The sequence below is a fragment of the Kribbella sp. NPDC003505 genome (genome assembly GCF_040610875.1).
GTDB lineage: Bacteria > Actinomycetota > Actinomycetes > Propionibacteriales > Kribbellaceae > Kribbella.
Genome location: NZ_JBEXNA010000011.1, coordinates 92,102 through 108,986, shown reverse-complemented (window position 1 = coordinate 108,986; position 16,885 = coordinate 92,102). Strand labels below are relative to the sequence as shown.

The 16,885-nt window shown below is 69.8% G+C and carries 19 protein-coding genes and 2 tRNA genes; 6 read left to right on the top strand and 15 right to left on the bottom strand.

All coding sequences use genetic code 11. The features are described 5' to 3' along the window. Nucleotides 1–14: 14 nt before the first annotated feature. On the bottom strand, nt 15–1,439 hold the full coding sequence (leuC, locus tag ABZX12_RS31925; RefSeq protein WP_355699164.1) for a 3-isopropylmalate dehydratase large subunit: 1,425 nt from the start codon (nt 1,437–1,439) through the stop codon (nt 15–17). A gap of 113 nt (nt 1,440–1,552) precedes the next feature. Here leuC and ABZX12_RS31920 point away from each other — a divergent pair, with 113 nt between their 5' ends. Next, entirely contained in the window at nt 1,553–2,272 is a 720-nt protein-coding gene (locus tag ABZX12_RS31920; protein ID WP_130387568.1) for an IclR family transcriptional regulator, read from the top strand. Here ABZX12_RS31920 and ABZX12_RS31915 read toward each other — a convergent pair whose 3' ends face one another. After that, complete coding sequence (locus tag ABZX12_RS31915; protein WP_355699163.1) at nt 2,273–2,785, bottom strand: 2'-5' RNA ligase family protein; 513 nt, start codon at nt 2,783–2,785, stop codon at nt 2,273–2,275. Nucleotides 2,786–2,865: 80 nt separating this feature from the next. On the opposite strand from ABZX12_RS31915, the gene ABZX12_RS31910 reads away from it, so the two are divergent. Beyond that, the gene (locus ABZX12_RS31910) at nt 2,866–3,429 is read left to right on the top strand and encodes an HdeD family acid-resistance protein (RefSeq protein WP_355699162.1); all 564 of its coding nucleotides are present in this window, start codon (nt 2,866–2,868) and stop codon (nt 3,427–3,429) included. Between the two features lie 19 nt (nt 3,430–3,448). Here the strand turns inward: ABZX12_RS31910 and ABZX12_RS31905 are convergent, their stop codons facing one another. The 11 genes from ABZX12_RS31905 to ABZX12_RS31855 all read right to left on the bottom strand — a co-directional run bounded on the left by ABZX12_RS31905 (nt 3,449) and on the right by ABZX12_RS31855 (nt 12,451). Then, a complete protein-coding gene (locus ABZX12_RS31905; protein WP_355699161.1) occupies nt 3,449–3,832 on the bottom strand; it encodes a VOC family protein in 384 nt (127 codons plus the stop codon). A gap of 9 nt (nt 3,833–3,841) precedes the next feature. Beyond that, nucleotides 3,842–4,846 carry a LacI family DNA-binding transcriptional regulator gene (locus ABZX12_RS31900; RefSeq protein WP_355699160.1) on the bottom strand — a complete coding sequence of 335 codons (1,005 nt, stop codon included), beginning with the start codon at nt 4,844–4,846 and terminating at the stop codon, nt 3,842–3,844. Beyond that, nucleotides 4,818–5,738, bottom strand: coding sequence for a nucleoside hydrolase (locus ABZX12_RS31895; protein WP_355699159.1), 921 nt, complete (start codon nt 5,736–5,738; stop codon nt 4,818–4,820). Before ABZX12_RS31895 ends, ABZX12_RS31900 begins: the two co-directional genes overlap by 29 nt. 17 nt (nt 5,739–5,755) lie before the next feature. Beyond that, nucleotides 5,756–6,574 (bottom strand): carbohydrate ABC transporter permease, encoded by an 819-nt coding sequence (locus tag ABZX12_RS31890; RefSeq protein WP_355699158.1) that lies wholly within the window; start codon nt 6,572–6,574, stop codon nt 5,756–5,758. Continuing rightward, nucleotides 6,571–7,431, bottom strand: a complete 861-nt coding sequence (locus ABZX12_RS31885) for a sugar ABC transporter permease (protein WP_355699157.1) — start codon at nt 7,429–7,431, stop codon at nt 6,571–6,573. The genes ABZX12_RS31890 and ABZX12_RS31885 overlap by 4 nt, the downstream gene beginning before the upstream one ends. Further along, entirely contained in the window at nt 7,428–8,741 is a 1,314-nt protein-coding gene (locus tag ABZX12_RS31880) for a sugar ABC transporter substrate-binding protein (protein WP_355699156.1), read from the bottom strand. Before ABZX12_RS31880 ends, ABZX12_RS31885 begins: the two co-directional genes overlap by 4 nt. Before the next feature lie 141 nt (nt 8,742–8,882). Continuing rightward, a tRNA-Glu gene (locus tag ABZX12_RS31875) sits at nt 8,883–8,958 on the bottom strand. A 78-nt stretch (nt 8,959–9,036) separates the two neighbouring features. Then, nucleotides 9,037–9,108, bottom strand: a tRNA-Gln gene (locus ABZX12_RS31870). A gap of 130 nt (nt 9,109–9,238) precedes the next feature. Continuing rightward, on the bottom strand, nt 9,239–10,156 hold the full coding sequence (locus ABZX12_RS31865; RefSeq protein WP_355699155.1) for a type II CAAX endopeptidase family protein: 918 nt from the start codon (nt 10,154–10,156) through the stop codon (nt 9,239–9,241). Next, nucleotides 10,153–11,670, bottom strand: coding sequence for a glutamate--tRNA ligase (gene gltX, locus ABZX12_RS31860; RefSeq protein ID WP_355699154.1), 1,518 nt, complete (start codon nt 11,668–11,670; stop codon nt 10,153–10,155). Before gltX ends, ABZX12_RS31865 begins: the two co-directional genes overlap by 4 nt. Then, the gene (locus ABZX12_RS31855) at nt 11,663–12,451 is read right to left on the bottom strand and encodes a fumarylacetoacetate hydrolase family protein (protein WP_355699153.1); all 789 of its coding nucleotides are present in this window, start codon (nt 12,449–12,451) and stop codon (nt 11,663–11,665) included. Before ABZX12_RS31855 ends, gltX begins: the two co-directional genes overlap by 8 nt. A gap of 41 nt (nt 12,452–12,492) precedes the next feature. Here ABZX12_RS31855 and ABZX12_RS31850 point away from each other — a divergent pair, with 41 nt between their 5' ends. The 3 genes from ABZX12_RS31850 to ABZX12_RS31840 are packed head-to-tail and all read left to right on the top strand — an operon-like array spanning nt 12,493 to nt 14,052. Then, nucleotides 12,493–12,975, top strand: a complete 483-nt coding sequence (locus ABZX12_RS31850) for a GNAT family N-acetyltransferase (protein ID WP_355699152.1) — start codon at nt 12,493–12,495, stop codon at nt 12,973–12,975. After that, on the top strand, nt 12,972–13,820 hold the full coding sequence (locus tag ABZX12_RS31845) for a 3-methyladenine DNA glycosylase (RefSeq protein WP_355699151.1): 849 nt from the start codon (nt 12,972–12,974) through the stop codon (nt 13,818–13,820). The genes ABZX12_RS31850 and ABZX12_RS31845 overlap by 4 nt, the downstream gene beginning before the upstream one ends. Before the next feature lie 37 nt (nt 13,821–13,857). Then, nucleotides 13,858–14,052, top strand: coding sequence for a hypothetical protein (locus ABZX12_RS31840; protein ID WP_355699150.1), 195 nt, complete (start codon nt 13,858–13,860; stop codon nt 14,050–14,052). Here ABZX12_RS31840 and ABZX12_RS31835 read toward each other — a convergent pair. Then, nucleotides 14,039–14,665, bottom strand: coding sequence for a class I SAM-dependent methyltransferase (locus ABZX12_RS31835; protein WP_355699149.1), 627 nt, complete (start codon nt 14,663–14,665; stop codon nt 14,039–14,041). The two genes, ABZX12_RS31840 and ABZX12_RS31835, sit on opposite strands and share 14 nt — an antisense overlap. Next, on the bottom strand, nt 14,662–15,483 hold the full coding sequence (locus tag ABZX12_RS31830; RefSeq protein WP_355699148.1) for a class I SAM-dependent methyltransferase: 822 nt from the start codon (nt 15,481–15,483) through the stop codon (nt 14,662–14,664). The genes ABZX12_RS31835 and ABZX12_RS31830 overlap by 4 nt, the downstream gene beginning before the upstream one ends. A gap of 88 nt (nt 15,484–15,571) precedes the next feature. Here ABZX12_RS31830 and ABZX12_RS31825 point away from each other — a divergent pair, with 88 nt between their 5' ends. Beyond that, on the top strand, nt 15,572–16,837 hold the full coding sequence (locus ABZX12_RS31825; protein ID WP_355699147.1) for a Fic family protein: 1,266 nt from the start codon (nt 15,572–15,574) through the stop codon (nt 16,835–16,837). Nucleotides 16,838–16,885: the final 48 nt, after the last annotated feature.

Here is a 16,885-nt window from a genome sequence, read left to right as displayed (position 1 = left end):
GATTCCGTTGCTCCTCAGGCGTTCGCGGGTACGGCGACGGGCGGCAGGTCGGCCGGAGCGGCCAGCGTTCCGGTGACGGCGGTCGCGGCGGCGACCAGCGGCGACACCAGGTGGGTGCGACCGCCCTTGCCCTGACGGCCTTCGAAGTTGCGGTTGGACGTCGAGGCGCTGCGCTCGCCCGGGGCCAGCTGGTCCGGGTTCATCCCCAGGCACATCGAGCATCCGGCCCCACGCCACTCGGCGCCGGCGTCCTTGAAGATCGCGTCCAGGCCTTCGGCCTCGGCCTGCAGCCGGACCCGCCCGGACCCCGGGACCACCAGCATCCGGGTGCCCTCGGCAACCTTCCGCCCGGCCAGCACGCCGGCCGCGGCCCGCAGGTCCTCGATCCGGCCGTTGGTGCAGGACCCGAGGAACACCGTGTCCACGTGGATGTCCCGCAGCGGCGTACCGGCGGTCAGGCCCATGTACTCCAGGGCGCGCTCGGCGGCGACCCGGTCGTTCTCGTTGTCGAAGTCGTCCGGCGACGGCACGGTGGCCGCCAGCGGCACGCCCTGGCCCGGGTTCGTGCCCCAGGTGACGAACGGCGTGATCTCCTCGGCCTTCAGCACGACCTCGCGGTCGAAGGACGCGTCCTCGTCGGTGGCCAGGCTCTTCCAGTACTCGACGGCCGCCTCCCAGTCGAGGCCCTGCGGCGCGTGCGGCTTGTCCTTCAGGTACTCGAAGGTGGTCTCGTCCGGCGCGATCATGCCGGCCTTGGCGCCCCACTCGATCGACATGTTGCAGATCGTCATCCGGGCCTCCATGCTCAGCGCCCGGATCGCCTCGCCGCGGTACTCGACGATGTAGCCCTGGCCGCCGCCGGTGCCGACCTTGGCGATCAACGACAGCACCAGGTCCTTGGCCGAGACACCCTCGGGCAGCACGCCGTCGACGGTGACCGCCATGGTCTTCGGCCGAGCCTGCATCAGCGTCTGGGTGGCCAGCACGTGCTCCACCTCGCTGGTACCGATGCCGAAGGCAATCGCGCCGAACGCGCCGTGCGTCGACGTGTGGCTGTCACCGCAGACCACGGTCATGCCGGGCTGGGTCAGGCCGAGCTGCGGGCCGATCACGTGCACGACGCCCTGGTCCGGGTCGCCGAGGGTGTGGATCCGGATGCCGAACTCCTCGGCGTTCTTGCGCAGCGTGTCCACCTGCGTCCGCGACACCGGGTCGGCGATCGGCTTGTCGACGTCGAACGTCGGGACGTTGTGGTCCTCGGTCGCGATCGTCAGATCCGGCCGCCGGACCGGGCGGTTCGCCAGCCGGAGCCCGTCGAAGGCCTGCGGGCTCGTGACCTCGTGGACCAGATGGAGGTCGATGTAGAGGAGGTCGGGTTCTCCGTCGGCATGGCGCACCACGTGCGCATCCCAGACCTTTTCCGACAACGTCCTACCCATCAGACTCTCCCTTGAGAATGTTTGTGTGGTCGAGGGTGCTTTCGCTCACAGTGCTCTCGATTGGGCTGCCGAAGCGACTTGCGTTCCACGATTCGAGACGGCAATATCGTCTCATGGACAACTCTAGCGGAGTCGGTGTTCTCGACAAAGCAGCCCTCGTGCTGTCCGCCCTCGAATCCGGGCCGGCGACCCTGGCCGGTCTCGTGGCGGCCACGGGTCTGGCACGTCCGACGGCCCACCGCCTCGCGGTCGCTCTCGAGCACCATCGGCTGGTCGGCCGCGACATGCAGGGACGCTTCGTGCTCGGCCCGCGACTCAGCGAGTTGGCCTCCGCGGCCGGCGAGGACCGGCTGCTGGCGACCGCCGGCCCGGTGCTGGCACGGCTTCGGGACATCACCGGCGAATCGGCGCAGTTGTTCCGCCGCCAAGGTGAGTACCGGGTGTGCGTCGCCGCCGCCGAGCGTCCGTCCGGTCTGCGCGACACCGTTCCGGTGGGCAGCCAGCTCACGATGGCGGCCGGTTCCGCTGCTCAGATACTGCTCGCGTGGGAGGACCCGGAGCGGATGCACCGCGGTCTGCACAACGCGTCGTTCAACGCGGCCGCCCTGGCCGGCGTACGGCGTCGCGGCTGGGCGCACTCCGTCGGCGAGCGCGAGCAGGGCGTCGCGTCGGTCTCCGCCCCGGTCCGCTCCCCCAGCGGCAAGGTGATCGCGGCCGTGTCGGTCTCCGGCCCGATCGAGCGCCTGTCCCGTCAGCCCGGCCGCATGCACGCCCCCGCCGTCATGGCCGCCGCCGAGCGCCTCTCCGAAGCCCTCCGCCGCGCCTCCGAATAACTAGAGCGGCCAGATCTGCCCCGTGCCGCTGTCGATCAGAGCGGCACGGTCCGCGGTCGCTTCGAGGGGCAGTACGTCGTACACGGCCGCGGCCAGCACCGGCAGCGCGACCAGCGGAACCCGTGGCGCCAGGGTGCAGTGCGGCACCCACCGCCCCGGCTGATAGTGCCGATGCAGCTCGGCATCCGTTGCCCCCAGCGCCGATACGACGGCCGCCTGCAACTGCAGGACATCCACGCCGACAGCCGGTGCCAGCCAGGCCCGGCCGCGCCGGAACGTGCCCAGCGCATCGAAAAACAGGTCGACCGGCCGATCGCTCAGCAACGGCTGCGCGGCCTTCATGACCTTGTCGTGGTCCCATTCACGCAGCACAGCCAGCGACAGGTGCGGCACGTGGCGGCCGTGCGTGTGCGTCTGCAGCGTCGGCACGCCGAGCTCTTCCAGCCGGCCCCACAAGGCCCGCAGGAGCCGGTCGGTGCGGCGGTCGAAGAGCAGGCAGACAGCGAGGGCCACACACCCACAGTAGGCCGGTCATTGCGGTGAGGTGCCCCGCCGGATCACCATGAGGGGACTAGCCCACAAGGAGGTCCGACATGGAGCGGGACTGGCTGACTCTCGGGTGGAAGATGTTGCTGGTGCGCGGTGCGATCGGCATCGTGTTCGGGATTCTCGCGATCGTCTGGCCGATCGAAACGGCGGTCGCGCTGGCGCTGCTGTGGGGGTTCTGGGCCCTCGTCGACGGGATCGGATCGATCGCCCAGGCGTTCCAGCCGGAGTCGCGGGGCAGCCGGCTGTGGCTGGTCGTGCTCGGCGTGATCGCCCTGGTCGCCGCGTTCTTCGCGATCACCAGTCCCGGCCTGACGGCCAAGGCGCTGACCTGGATCCTCGGCATCTGGCTGATCATCCGCGGCGTCTTCGAGCTGGCCGGCGCCTTCAGCAGTCAAAAGGTGATGCCGCGCTGGCTGCTGGTCGTCAGCGGCCTGCTGTCGCTGTTCATCGGCATCCTGTTCGCCGCCAACCCCGGCGCCGGCGCGGTCAGTATCGCCGTACTGCTGGGCATCACGGCCCTCATCTGGGGCGTCGTACTCATCGCGGTCGGCCTGTCGGTCCGGCGCGCGAGCTCAGGTCCGGCTCACGCCAGCCCGTCCCCCGCCTGACCGCAGTGGGCCGGTGAGGTCAGACGGCGCCGCCGTACGGCACCGTGATGATCTCGAGGTTGTGGCCGTCGGGATCGTCCCAGTAGAGACCCCGACCACCGTCGTTGGTGTTGATCTCACCCTCGCGGCGGTGGAACGGGTCGGCCCAATAGGTGAGTCCGCGCTCGACGATCCGGGCGTGGATCTGGTCGAACTCCGCCTCGCCGACGAGGAACGCGTAGTGCTGCCGGTGCGGCCGCCCCTGCGCGTCGGCGAAGTCCAGCGAGGTGCCGTTCCCGAGCTGCACCACGGCGAACGGTCCGTAGCTGCTCGGCTCCGGGAGACCCAGGATGCCGGCCAGGAAGCGAGCCGACGCCTCCTTGTCGCTGGAATTCACGATCGTGTGATTGAACTCGACGGCCATCCAGTCAGGCTACTCGGGTTCGGTGCAACCGCAGGAAGTGCTTGGAACCAGCTCGTAGTCGAGGACGTGCCGGGCGGCGGGCGGATTCGTGCGGTCGAGCAGCAGTTCGACGGCTCGGCGTGCGGTCTCCTCGATCGGCTGGCGGACACTGGCCAGCGGCGGGATCGTGACCGTGCACTCGCTGGTGCCGTCGAAGCCCATCACCGCCACGTCCTCCGGCACCCGCAAACCGGCCTCCCAAGCCGCGAACAGTACGCCGAACGCCTGCTCGTCCGTCGAGCAGTAGATCGCCCGCGGCGGCCGCTTCTGCGCGAACCACGGCCGTACGGCGTCCCGCGCGGCGAATCGCGAGACGGGCGCGGCGACGTACCGCGCGGAGGCCCGCGGATACGCCGCCAGCGCGCGCTCGATGCCGCGGCGGTGTTCCGCCGTACCGGGTGATTCCTCGGGGCCGGTGACGACGCCGAGGCTCCGGTAGCCGTGCGAGAGCAGGTGATCCGCCGACGCCTCCGCGCCCGCGACGTAGTCGATCGACAGCGTGGACACCGTCACCCCGTCGGGCACCGGGTGCAGCGCGACCACCGGTACGCCGGCCGCCGCGAACCGCTGGATCGCGGGTTCCACGAGCAAGGACACCAGGACGACGCCGTCCACCTTGCGCTCGATGAACGAGCCGATGTGCGCCGACTCCTGCTCGGGGTCCCCGGCCGAGTCGCCGATCAGCAGCAGGTGGTCGTGCCGGCGCGCGTAGTTCTCCAGGTGCTCGGCGAGCGTGGCGAAGTACGGGTTGCGGATCTGCGGGATCAGCAGGCCGAGCGAGTACGTGCGGCCGGCGCTCAGCGCGCGGGCGAGGATGTTCGGCCGGTAGTCCAGCTCGGCCGCGGCCTCCAGCACGCGCCGGCGGGTCTCCGCCGACACCGGCCGGGGGCCGTTGTTGAAGACATAGCTGACGACCGCGGTGGACGTGCCGGCCCGCTCCGCGACGTCACGCGCCGTCGCCATCGATCTCCCCACGCTGCACAGCGTAAGCCGTCCCGGCGGCCACGATCCGCGCCGTGATCTCCTCCGCCACCTGCTCGGCGTCCACCCCGGTCACGACCCGCACAGTCCCGCCCGGATCCGCCGAGAACGTACTCCGCCCAGCGCCCTCTCCCCCAACCACAACCGAAACGGACCCAACCTCGGAGAACCTGAACAGCTCCGGCCGGCTCAGAGCAAGCACGGCCACCGGATCGTGCGGCACGTTCCACGTCTCGCTCCAGTACGCCCACCACTGCTCGATGTCCGCCCCGAGCGCCGCCCCGAGCGAACCGGCGCCGCGGATCCTCTCCAGCAACGCCGCCCCGATCGTCACCTGCTGAGTGATCTCCAACCCGGTCACGGTCGTCGGGATCCCCGCGTTCAGCACCGCCTGCGCAGCGGCGTCGTCGGACTTGAAGTTGTGCTCGGCCTTGTCGTCACCGAAGGACCCACCCATCACCCACAAGTGCCGGATCCACCCGGCGACCGCAGGCTCGAGAGCCAGCGCGGCAGCCAGGTTGGTCAGCGGACCGATCGCGGCCACGTCGAGCTCACCAGGGTGCTCGCGAAGCCGTGCGACGAGTCGCTCGGGCGCAGTGCCGGCGCTGATGGTCTCGGCAGCGAGGTCGTCGTGCAGCGTGCCCTCGTGCCCCGCCCACCAGACCTCCCGGCCCGACAACGGCTCGGCCAGACCGGGGACGACGTCCAGGTCCCGGCCGGCCAGGACGCCGTACCGCCGGGCGAGTCGGGCCCGCAGCCGCGTGTCGCCGTACACGGTGTGCACCTCGACCAGGCTGAGGTCCGGGCTGCCGAGGATCTGGGCGAGCGCCATCGCGTCGTCGACGTCGGAGCCGATATCGGTATCGAGAATGAGGGATCGCTGCATGGATCCTGGGATCTCCTTCACTTGAGTCCGGTGCTGGACACGGACTGGACGAAGTACCGCTGGAAGCCGGCGATGACCACCAGCGGGATGACGGTGAGGACGACGGCGCCCGCGAAGACGAGACCGTAGTCGGTGAAGTTCTGGCCCTGCAGGTTGGACAGCGCCACCGGGCCGAGGATGTGGCGCGCGTCGGTGCCGATCAGCAGCGGCCAGACGTAGGCCTGCCACTGGAACAGGAACAGCATCAGTCCGGCGCCGATCAGCGCCGGCTTCGACAGCGGCAGGTAGATCCAGCGGAACACCCCGAACCAGCTCAGGCCGTCGAGCCGCCCGGCCTCGACGAGTTCGGCCGGGATGCCGAGGAAGAACTGCCGGAGCAGGAAGATCGCCATCCCGTTGCCGATCCCCGGCAGCACCAGCCCGGCGAACGTGTTCGTCAGACGCCAGTCCCGGAACATCGTGGACAGCGGGATCGCGATCGCGTCGAACGGCACCAGGAAGCTCAGGACGACGATGCCGAACAGCAGCCCGCGCCCGCGGAACTCGAACGCCGCGAGCCCGAACGCCGCGCTCGCGCAGATCGCCAGCCCGAGCACGACCGTGGCAGCGCTGACCAGGATCGAGTTGAGCGTCGCGCGTCCGATCGCGCTGTCCAGCAGGGAGGTGTAATTGGCCAGCGTCGGGCGGAGCTCGATGAACGTCTGCCAGGACAGCGGGCTGAGGTTCGCGAACGTCTCCGAACCCGGGCGCAGCGAGTTCGTCACGACCCACAGAAGTGGCAGAAAGAACAGCAGGCCGACGACACCGCCGAGCACCGAGAGGCTGAGGCGCTTCACTGGTCACCTCGCAGCAGGCGGAATTGCCCGGCCACGATCGCCAGTGTCAGCGCGACCAGGATGACCACCTCGGCCTGCGCGACGTGGATGTCGCCGATCGCGTAGGCGCGGCTGTACACGTCGTACATCAGCAGGTTGCTGTTGCCGTTCGGGCCGCCCTTGGTGAGGATCTGCACCGGCGCGAACACGAGCAGGTTCGAGACCGTGTCGGCGACCAGCACGAACGCGAGCGGCCGGCGGACCAGCGGAAGCACGACGGACACCATCCGGCGCCACGGTCCGGCGCCGTCCAGGAGCGCGGCCTCGCGGACCTCGGCCGGGATCTCCTGGATGCCCGCGATCAGGAAGAGCATCCAGTACCCGACGCCGATCCAGGACAGCAGCACGATCAGCGACGGCAGCACCTGGCTCGGCGAGGTGAGGAACGGCTGCGCGGGCAGGCCGAGCCGTTCCAGGACGCCGTTCGCGAGGCCGTCCGGACGGTAGATGACGCTCCAGATCACCGCCGACACCGCGGGCGGCGTGGCGATCGGCAGGATCACCAGCGTGCGCCACAACCGGGCGCCCGCGGCCCTCTGGGTGAAGAGGACCGCAAGCAGGAACGAAACCACGACCTGGATCGGGTTCACCAGCACGGTGAACAGCAGCGTCACCCCGACCGACTGCCGGAAGTCCTTGTTCGACAGCAGATCCGTGTAGTTGCCGAGGCCCGCGAACACCCGGCCGCCGCGCAGCAGGCTCTCGGTGTAGAAGCTCTCGACGACCGCTGAGATCGCCGGGACGATCCGCAGTACGGCGAGACACACCAGTGCCGGCGCCAGGAACGCGAGGGCGATCAGGCCTTGCCTCTGCCTCACTTAATGGACTTCCAGGCGTCGGTCAGCTGCTGAGTGGCCTGCTGCAACCGCTGGTCCGACTTGGTCCCGTTGCGGATGTCGGCGAACGCCTTGCCCATGACTTCCTCGAACTGGATGTACCCGACGCTCACCGGCCGCGACACCGCGGTGTGCTCGCTCTCGTACGCCGTGATCGCCGCCGCGCCGGCCGTCTTCGTACCGGAGAAGGTGTCCATCTGCGGGGTGTACTGCTTCTGCGCCTCGAGGTTGGCCGGGATGATCGTCGTCGTGCTCGTGGTGGCCAGGTTGCCGGCCGGATCCAGCGTGGCGAACTCGAGGAACTTCCGCGCCATCCCCTGCTGCTTGGACGCCGGGTTGATGCCGAGCGACCAGGACCCGGTCGGCGTGACCGGCTTGCCGCCCTGGAAGTACGGCAGCGGGGCGACGCCCCAGTCGATCTTCGAGCTGCCGAAGATCTTCAGGTCCCACGGGCCGCCGACGAAGAACGCGACATCACCCGCAGCGAACACCGGCCCGGTCTGGAACCCGCCGATGCCGCGCGGCGACAGTCCGCTCGCGAACGTCGCGCCGTACCACTGCATCGCCTTCTTCCAGCCGTCGGTCTCGACCGCCGGGGTGAGCGCGTCGTCGCCCTCGATTCCGGAGCCGCCGCCGAGCGATTCGGCCAGCGGCTGCAGCTGGTAGTACGCCTCGGGCTGCTCCATGAACAGGCCGTACTTCGTGGCGCCCGACTGCATCGCCTTCCGGCCGGCGGCCTCGACCTGCTCCCACGTCCAGCGCTGCTGTGGGTCCGCGGTCGGTGCGGTCACCTTCGCCTTGGCGAGCGCGGTCTTGTTGTAGAAGAGGTACTGCGTCGAGTTCCACATCGGCAACGACCACAGCTTGTCCCGGAAGTGGTTGGTCTCGTACGCCGCTTCGGTGAAGCCGGTCTTCGCCTTGGCGTCCAGGTCGTTGAGATCGGTCAGGAACCCCTTGGCGGCGAGCTGCGAGACGCGCGGCTCGTCGACCGTGTACACGTCGATGCCGGCGTCCTTCGCGCTCAGCCGCTGCTGCATGGTCGCGTTGAACTGGTCGAACGGGATCTGGGTGTAGGTCACCTTGATCCCGGGGTTCTTCGCCTCGAAGGCCTTGATCACGGGCTGGTACGTCTCGGCGTTGTCGGTGCCCGTGAACGTGATCGTCCCGGTCTCCGGACCGGGGTCGGCCGTCGCGCCGGTGCCGGCCGGGTCGCCGGACGAACCGCCACAACCGGCGAGCAGCAGGGCCGCGGCAACCGCCGCGGCCGGAAGAGCGAAGAGGTTCCGCCGCACAGCGATCCCCTTTCGGGTGAAGAGGAGGGGTCTAAGCGCTTAGACTCTAAGCGCTTAGACCTGGGAGTGTCCAGCACTTCACCAAGAGGACGTCCGGGAACGACGAAGGCCCCCGTCCGCGAGGACGGGGGCCTTTCACTCTGGTAGCCCCGACGGGATTCGAACCCGCGCTACCGCCTTGAGAGGGCGGCGTGCTAGGCCGCTACACAACGGGGCCAGAGGTTTGTCGTCCGGGCTTTGCGGCCCGGGCAACGAGGTTGAACTCTACCGATTTTCATCGGTGCGGTCCAATCCGCTGGGGTACTAGGACTCGAACCTAGACTAACTGAACCAGAATCAGACGGGCTGCCAATTACCCCATACCCCAAAGGCATTTCACTGGGTCGAAGAGTTCGTTTCCGCCCTCATCAACCCGGCTCGGAGAGCTTACCCGAGGCAGGGACCGGACAGCAAAACGAGCCCCCTCGGGCGCGTTGTCACTCCCGTCACACCTGTCCTCACAGCTGGCGCGGACCGCCCACCGGCAGCACGCTCAACGGCAACTCGGAGCGGGTCTCGAGTTTCATCCGCCCGCTCATCCAGAGCGCGATCGCGCCGAACGCCGCGAACTTCAGCACGTCGATCGTGACCAGCGGCCAGGGCGCGTCCTTGACCCCGAGGCTCGCCCCGACGGTGTCGGTGAACGCCGCGAACACGAACGTCACCACGTTGTTCGCGGCGTGCGACGCGATGCCGGCCTCCAGGCCGCCGGTCCGGACGGCGAGCAGTCCGGCGATCAGACCGAAGGCGAGCCGGTCGACGAACAGCGCCGGGCTCTCCCACGGCCAGATCCCGTGCGCGGCGGTGAACAGCAGCCCGGTCACGATCACGGCCACGACCCAGCTGCGCGCGTACGCCCCGACGGCCTGCAGCAGGTACCCGCGGAAGTAGTACTCCTCCCCCGCGGCCTGGATCGGCGAGGTCAGCAGCGTGACCAGGACGACCGCGACCACGTCCGGCGCCATCCCGCCGCCGTGGCGTTCGCCGGTCGCGAGCGGGACGTCGCCCAGCTCGATGATCGCGAACGAGATCAGCTCGAGCACGACCGCGACGAGCGCGAACCAGGCCAGCGGCCGCCACCGGATCCGGCCGACCACCGACGACAGCAGGCCCGGCGTCTGCTTGTTCAGACCTCGGGCGACGTACACCGACAGCGGGATCAGCGGGATCAGCGTCAGGTTGGTCGCGAGCAGCCCGAACCAGGACAGCGTCCCCGGCGGGTCCTCCCGGATCGCCATCTGCGCGCCCAGGATGACGATGCCCGCGATCATCCAGCCGACCAGGATCGTGAAGGCGCCGAGCACGACGTACGAGCGCGGGGTCGCGTCGTTCCTGAGCAGCCGCAGGTACGGCGTCAACGCCGTCTTCTCGCTCATGACGGCGTACGGCGCGCGCGCTCGAGGCGGTGCAGGGACTTCTCCCGGCCGAGCAGCTCCAGCGACTCGAACAGCGGCGGCGAGATCCGGCGGCCGGAGATCGCCACCCGGACCGGGCCGAACGCGTTCTTCGGCTTCAGCCCGAGCCCGTCGACCAGCGACGCCCGGAGCGCGGCCTCGATCGCCTCGGTGGTCCAGTCCGTGCCGTCGAGGTCCGACAGCGCCTTCACCGCGGCATCCAGTACCGCGTCCGCGTCGCCGCTCAGCACCTTCGCGGCGGCGTCCGGATCGACCGTGAACGCGTCCTCGGCGACGAACAGGAAGCCGAGCATCTCGCCGGACTCCGACAGCGTGTTCATCCGCTCCTGCACCAGCGGTACGGCGGCATGCAGGACGGCGAGCTGCTCCGCGGACGGCTCCGCCGGCAGCGCACCGGCGGCGGCCAGGAACGGGACCATCCGCCGCCCGAACTCGTCCTGCGGGAGCAGCCGCATGTGGGCGGCGTTGATCGCCTCGCACTTCTTCGGGTCGAAGCGGGCCGCGTTCGAGTTCACCTTGCGGATGTCGAACGCCTCGACCATCTCCGCCATCGTGAACACGTCGCGGTCCTCGGCGATCGACCAGCCGAGCAGCGCCAGGTAGTTCAGCAGGCCCTCAGGCAGGAACCCGCGCTCGACGTACTCGGTCAGGCCGGATCCCTTGTCCCGCTTGGACAGCCGCTTGTTGCCCTCGCCCATCACCATCGGCAGGTGGCCGAACCGCGGGATCCGGCCGCTGCCGACGCCGATCTCGGCCAGCGCCTCGTAGAGCGCGATCTGCCGCGGCGTCGACGACAGCAGGTCCTCGCCGCGCAGGATGTGGGTGATCTCCATCAGCGCGTCGTCGACCGGGTTCACCAGCGGGTACAGCGGGTAGCCGTTCGCCCGGACCAGGACGTAGTCGCCGAGGTTCTCCGGGAGGAAGGTGATCTCGCCGCGGACCAGGTCGTCGAACACGATCGGGTGGTCCGGCATCCGCAGCCGCACCACGGGCCGCCGGCCCTCGCCGACGTACGCCTGCACCTGCTCGGGTGTGAGGTCGCGGCAGTGGCCGTCGTACCCGCTGTGCTGGCCGGCCGTGCGGGCCGCCTCACGGCGCTGGTCGAGCTCCTCCTGCGAGCAGTAGCAGTGGTACGCGTTGCCCGCGGCCATCAGCTTCGCGACGACGTCGGCGTACAGCTCCATCCGCTCGGACTGCAGGTACGGGCCGTACCCACCGCCGGCCTCGGGGCCCTCGTCCCAGGTCAGGCCGAGCCAGCGCAGCGCGTCGTAGGTGTACCGGTAGCCCTCCTCGGTGTTGCGGGAGGTGTCGGTGTCCTCGATCCGGAGCACCAGCTTGCCGCCGAAGTGCCGGGCGAAGGCCCAGTTGAACAGCGCGCTGCGGATGTTGCCGACGGTCAGCAGACCCGTCGGCGACGGTGGGAACCGCACGCGCACCTCGTGCGGCTCGAGATCGCCCAGCACGGGGTCAGTCACGCACGATCACCTTGTTCGTCAGGGTTCCGATGCCTTCGACGCTGACCGAGACCTCGTCACCCGGCAGCATCGGGCCGACGCCGGCCGGCGTACCGGTGAGCACCACGTCGCCGGGCAGCAACGTGGTGAACGAGGTGATGTAGGCCAGCACCTCGGGGATGTCGAAGATGAACTGCGACGTCCGCCCGTCCTGCTTGGGCTCGCCGTTCAGTTCGGTGCTGACCCGCACGTCGGAGGCGTCGAACTCGGTGCTGATCCACGGACCGAGCGGGCAGAACGTGTCGTACCCCTTGGCCCGGGCCCACTGCCCGTCGCTCTTCTGCAGGTCACGCGCGGTCACGTCGTTCGCGATCGTGTAGCCGAAGATCACCTCGTTGACCCGCTCCTTGGGCAGGTCCCGGCAGATCCGGCCGATCACGATCGCCAGCTCGCCTTCGAAGTGCAGGTCGTTGGTCTGCTCCGGGTAGACGATGCCGTCCCGCGGGCCGATCACGCTCGTGTTCGGCTTCAGGAAGATCAGCGGCTCCTTCGGCACGTCGTTGCCGAGCTCCGCGGCGTGCGCCGCGTAGTTGCGGCCGACGCAGACCACCTTGCTGCGCGGGATCACCGGCGCCAGCAGGCGGACGTCCGCGAGCTGCAGCTTCTCCCCGGTGAACTGCGCCGACCGGTAGAGCGGGTCCGAGTCGAGGACGTTGACAGTGCCGACGAGCCCTTCGGGGTCGTCGGTCTCGACGACGCCGTACCTGGGCTCGTCGTCCACGGAGAATCTGGCGATACGCACGGGCCGAGCCTACCGTCGGCGTGAGATGAGACAGTTAGGCGGTGACTTTCGACATCCGCCTCGCGGTTCCCGCCGAGTACGACGCCGTCGGCGACCTGACCGTGGAGGCCTACTCCCACGACGGGTTCGTGCGCGGTGACTACGCGATGACGCTGCGTGCCGCGGCTGACCGGGCGGCGAAGGCCGAGCTGTGGGTGGCGGCGGATCCGTCCGGTCTGCTGGGCACGGTCACCTACTGTCCCGTCGGCTCCGTCTACCGCGAGATCGGCCTGGACGACGAGGGCGAGTTCCGGATGCTCGGCGTCGCCGGCCGTGCGCGAGGGCTCGGCATCGGCACCGCGCTCACCGCACGCTGCATCGAGCGCACCCGCGAGTTCGGCCACCGCAGGATCGTGATGAGCAGCGCCGCCTACATGACGACCGCGCACCGCATCTACGAGCGGCTCGGATTCGTCCGCCTCCCGGAGCGTGACTGGGCTCCCATCCCAGGCGTCGATCTGTACGCCTTCGCCCTGGACCTATGACCACGCTGACACTGGCCGAGTGGACGTCGTACGCCGAGGAGCACACCGCGCGCGTCGACGTCCTGCTGGCCGGTCACCTGGAACGCCGGACGCGCCGCGAAGCACATCCCGTCGAGGATTTCCTCTTCACCTACTACCCGACCCGTCCCAACCAGTTGCGGGTCTGGCACCCGGGGCCGGGCGTGCGGCTGGAACAGGCTGCTGCTTATGGCGATCGCCGGGGGTACGTCGTCGTCGACGGGACGGCGTCGCTCGATCCGGCCGAGATCGAACGCCGCGCGGACAGCATCAGGTGGATCCGCAAACTGCTCGCGTCCACGCTCGACCGCCAGCCCCAGTTCGGCTGCTTCGGCCTGCACGAGTGGGCGATGGTGTACCGCACCCCCGACGTACGGCATGCGTCCTGGCCGCTGCGGTTGGGGGCCGAGGGCACCGATCAGGTGGTCGAATCGCACAAGATCGGCTGCTCGCACTTCGACGCGTTCCGCTTCTTCACCGACTCGGCGCGCCCGCTGAACACGTTGCAGCCCAGCCGCGAGTCGCAGCCGGCGCTGGAACAGGGCGGGTGCCTGCACGCCAACATGGACCTTTACAAGTGGGCGTGCAAGCTGATGCCGTTCACCCCGAGTTCGCTCGTGCTGTCGTGCTTCGAGCTGGCCCGCGACATCCGCACGCTGGACATGCGCGCCTCGCCGTACGACCTCCAGCCGCTCGGCTACTCGCCCGTGCGCATCGAGACGCCTGACGGCAAAGCGGAGTACACGGCCGCCCAGCGAGGCTTCGCCGACCGCGCCCGCCCGCTCCGCCGGCAACTCGTCGACCTGTGCGACGACCTGCTCGGCTAGCCTCACTGCAGACGACCTGCTCGGCTAGCCTCACTGCATGGGAAAGATCGTCGCCATCGCGCTCGCCGCTCTCCTCATCGCGATCGGCGGCGTCTGGACGTTCCAAGGCCTCGGCTACCTCAAAGGCAGCTCGATGACCGGCAGCACCCTCTGGGCCACCGTCGGGCCGATCGTCGCGGCGTTCGGCGTCTCCTTGCTGTACGTCGCGATCCGCGGGCCTAGGAAGCGCTGACCCGGAGCACTGCCCATTGGTAGTGCATGGCGCCGCCGTCGTTCCAGGTGGTCCACTGCTCCAGCGCGCCGTGCCGGCCGAGGACCTCCTGCATCCCTTCGTCGCTGCGGATGCTGAAGAAGCGGCCGGGCCCGTAGCCTGTGCCGTCGTCCCAGACGTGTTCGCTGCCGCTGACGTCGCCCCAGAGGCCGATGGCCAGCGGCGCGCCCGGACGGAGCACCCGGACAATCTCCCGCAGCGCCTGATCGAGATCCTCGTCCGCCACGTGCAGCAAGGTGCTCATCGTCCAGCCGGCGTCGAACGTCGCGTCGCCGAACGGCAGGTCGAGGACCGACGCGGCCTCCGCGTGCAGGCCGAGCTCGCGGCAGGCCTCGACGCTCGCCGGCGACAGGTCGACGCCGGTGTAGGTGAAACCGGCCGCCGCGATCGCCTCGCCGTCGCGGCCGGGGCCGCAGCCGAGCTCGAGCACGGTGTCGCGGCCTTCGGCGCGGAGCTGGTCGAGGTACGCCGTACGGCGGGCGACTCGCGGCTCGGGCAGCTCCCGGCCGACGCGGGCCTGGATCTCTCCGGTGTAGTAGGCGATCAGGTCCTGTTCACGGTCCGCGCGGCTCATCGGATCGCCTTCAGCGCGAAGAACAGTGGGATGCGGGGCGCATCGTCCGGCAGGCGCCACCAGCCGTCCGGGGTCTGCCGCATCGCCGCCCAGCGGGGCCAGGGCAGGACGTCGGACTCGCGCAACCCGGTGACCTGAAAGCCTGTGGAGGCGAGCGTGGTGACGATCTCGCCGAGGCCGTGCCGCCACTCGTAGCTGGTCTGGCGGCCGGGCACCTCGTCACCGGTGTAGGTGACGGTGGAGTCGTGCGCGATCGGGCCGCGCCCCTCCAGGTAGTCGGCCCGGAGCACCAACTCGTCGGACTCGCCCGGGAGCGAGACCTCGCGGAGCGCGTTGAGCAGCGGATGGAACTCGACGATGTAGAGGACGCCGCCGGGCTTGAGCAGATCGCGGACCACCTCGGCCCACTGCTTCAGGTCGGGCAGGTAGCACAGCGCGCCCTTGCCGGTGTACACGATGTCGAACTGCCGGCCATCGAGCGCGCGCACGGCGTCGTACACGTCGGCGTGCACGTAGTCGACCTCGACGCCGGCTTCGCGCGCGATCTCCCGGGCCGCTTCGAGCGACTTCTCCGACAGGTCGAGTCCGCTGGTGCGCGCACCCCGGCGCGCGAACTCGATCGTCTCGGTGCCCAGATGGCACTGCAGGTGCAGGACGCCGCGGCCGTCGAGCGGGCCGAGATCCTCCCACTCGTAGTCCGCGAACCAGAACTCCGCGGGCCGGTCGTAGAAATCGCTCGCCGCGTGCAGCGGGGCACGAGCGTTCCAGTCGGCCTCGTTGGCGGCCACCATCCGTTGCGTCTGCGCGTCCAGGGTCACAGGCAGAAGTGTGCCCACACCGGGGTCCAGTCGAGGTTGGTCTTCCACAGCCCTTGTTCAAGGTTTGCAGATAAGCTTGAATAAGGGTATGGCCCGGGTCGAGTTGCACCGCTGGCCCGGGCACCCCGACGGGTTCACCCGGGCGGAGCGCCTGGGCGGGTCGTACGAGCTGTACTTCCCGGATCCGCTGGCCGGGCGCGAGTTCGACCTGAGCGACGACGTCCTGGCGCTGCTCGAGGACGCCGCCGGCGACCTCGCTCGCCTCGACGCGACCGCCGCCGTGCTGACCAACAGCGAGGCGCTTGCGCGACTGCTGCTGCGCGCCGAGGCAGTCGGGTCGTCGCACATCGAAGGCCTTGTCGTCGGTGCGCGCCGGCTGCTGAAGGCCGACGTACTGCGGGACCGCGTGCACGACGTCACCGCCGAGGAGGTCCTCGGTGCGGTGGACGCGATGACGTGGGTGACCGAGTCCGTCCAGGCCGGCGACAAACTCGAGGTCGACCACCTGCTCGAGGCGCATCGCCGGCTGATGGCGCACTCGCCGAACCCGGAGTACGGCGGCGAGATCCGCTACCTGCAGAACTGGATCGGCGGCCGCTCCCCCGCCGAGGCGTACTACGTGCCGCCGCCGGCTCAGCTGATCCCGGACCTGCTCGCGGACCTGATGACGTTCGTGCGCGAGTCGTCGCTGCCGGTGCTGGCCAAGACCGCGATCGCGCACGCGCAGTTCGAGACGATCCACCCGTTCGCCGACGGTAACGGCCGCACCGGCCGCGCGCTGATCCACCTGATCCTGCGCGCCGACGGGCTGGTCACGCGCACCGTGCCGCCGGTCTCGCTCGCACTCGCCACGCACGCCGCCGAGTACGTCGACACCCTGACCGCATTCCGGTACGTCGGACGCGCGACGACCGCGAAGGCCCGCGCGGCCGCGAACCCGTGGTTGCGGATGTTCGCGACCGCCTGCACGCACGCGACCGCCGAGGCCGCGCGCTTCGAGCAGACCGCCGCCGACCTGAAAGCTGCCTGGCGGGAGCGTGCGGCCCCGGTGCGGGCCGGCTCCGCGGCCGAGTTGCTGATCGAGGCGCTGCCGGCCGCGCCCGTCCTGACGCTCGCCGCCGCGGCCCAGCTCATCGACCGCTCGCAACAGGCCGCGAACCAGGGCCTGGCCCGGCTGGTCGAAGCGGGCATCCTGCGCGAGATCACGGACGGGCGCCGCAACCGCGTCTACGAGGCGCCGGAGCTGATCGACGCCTTCACGCTGCTGGAGCGCCGGTTCGCGAGCCCAGCCGCGGACACCCGGATCGAGCGGCCTAGCAGACCGGTCCCGTCGAGGCCAGGACCGACACACTAGGTGGTTTGACTTTCCGGTCGCGATCGAGCAAGAATTCGAACACATGTT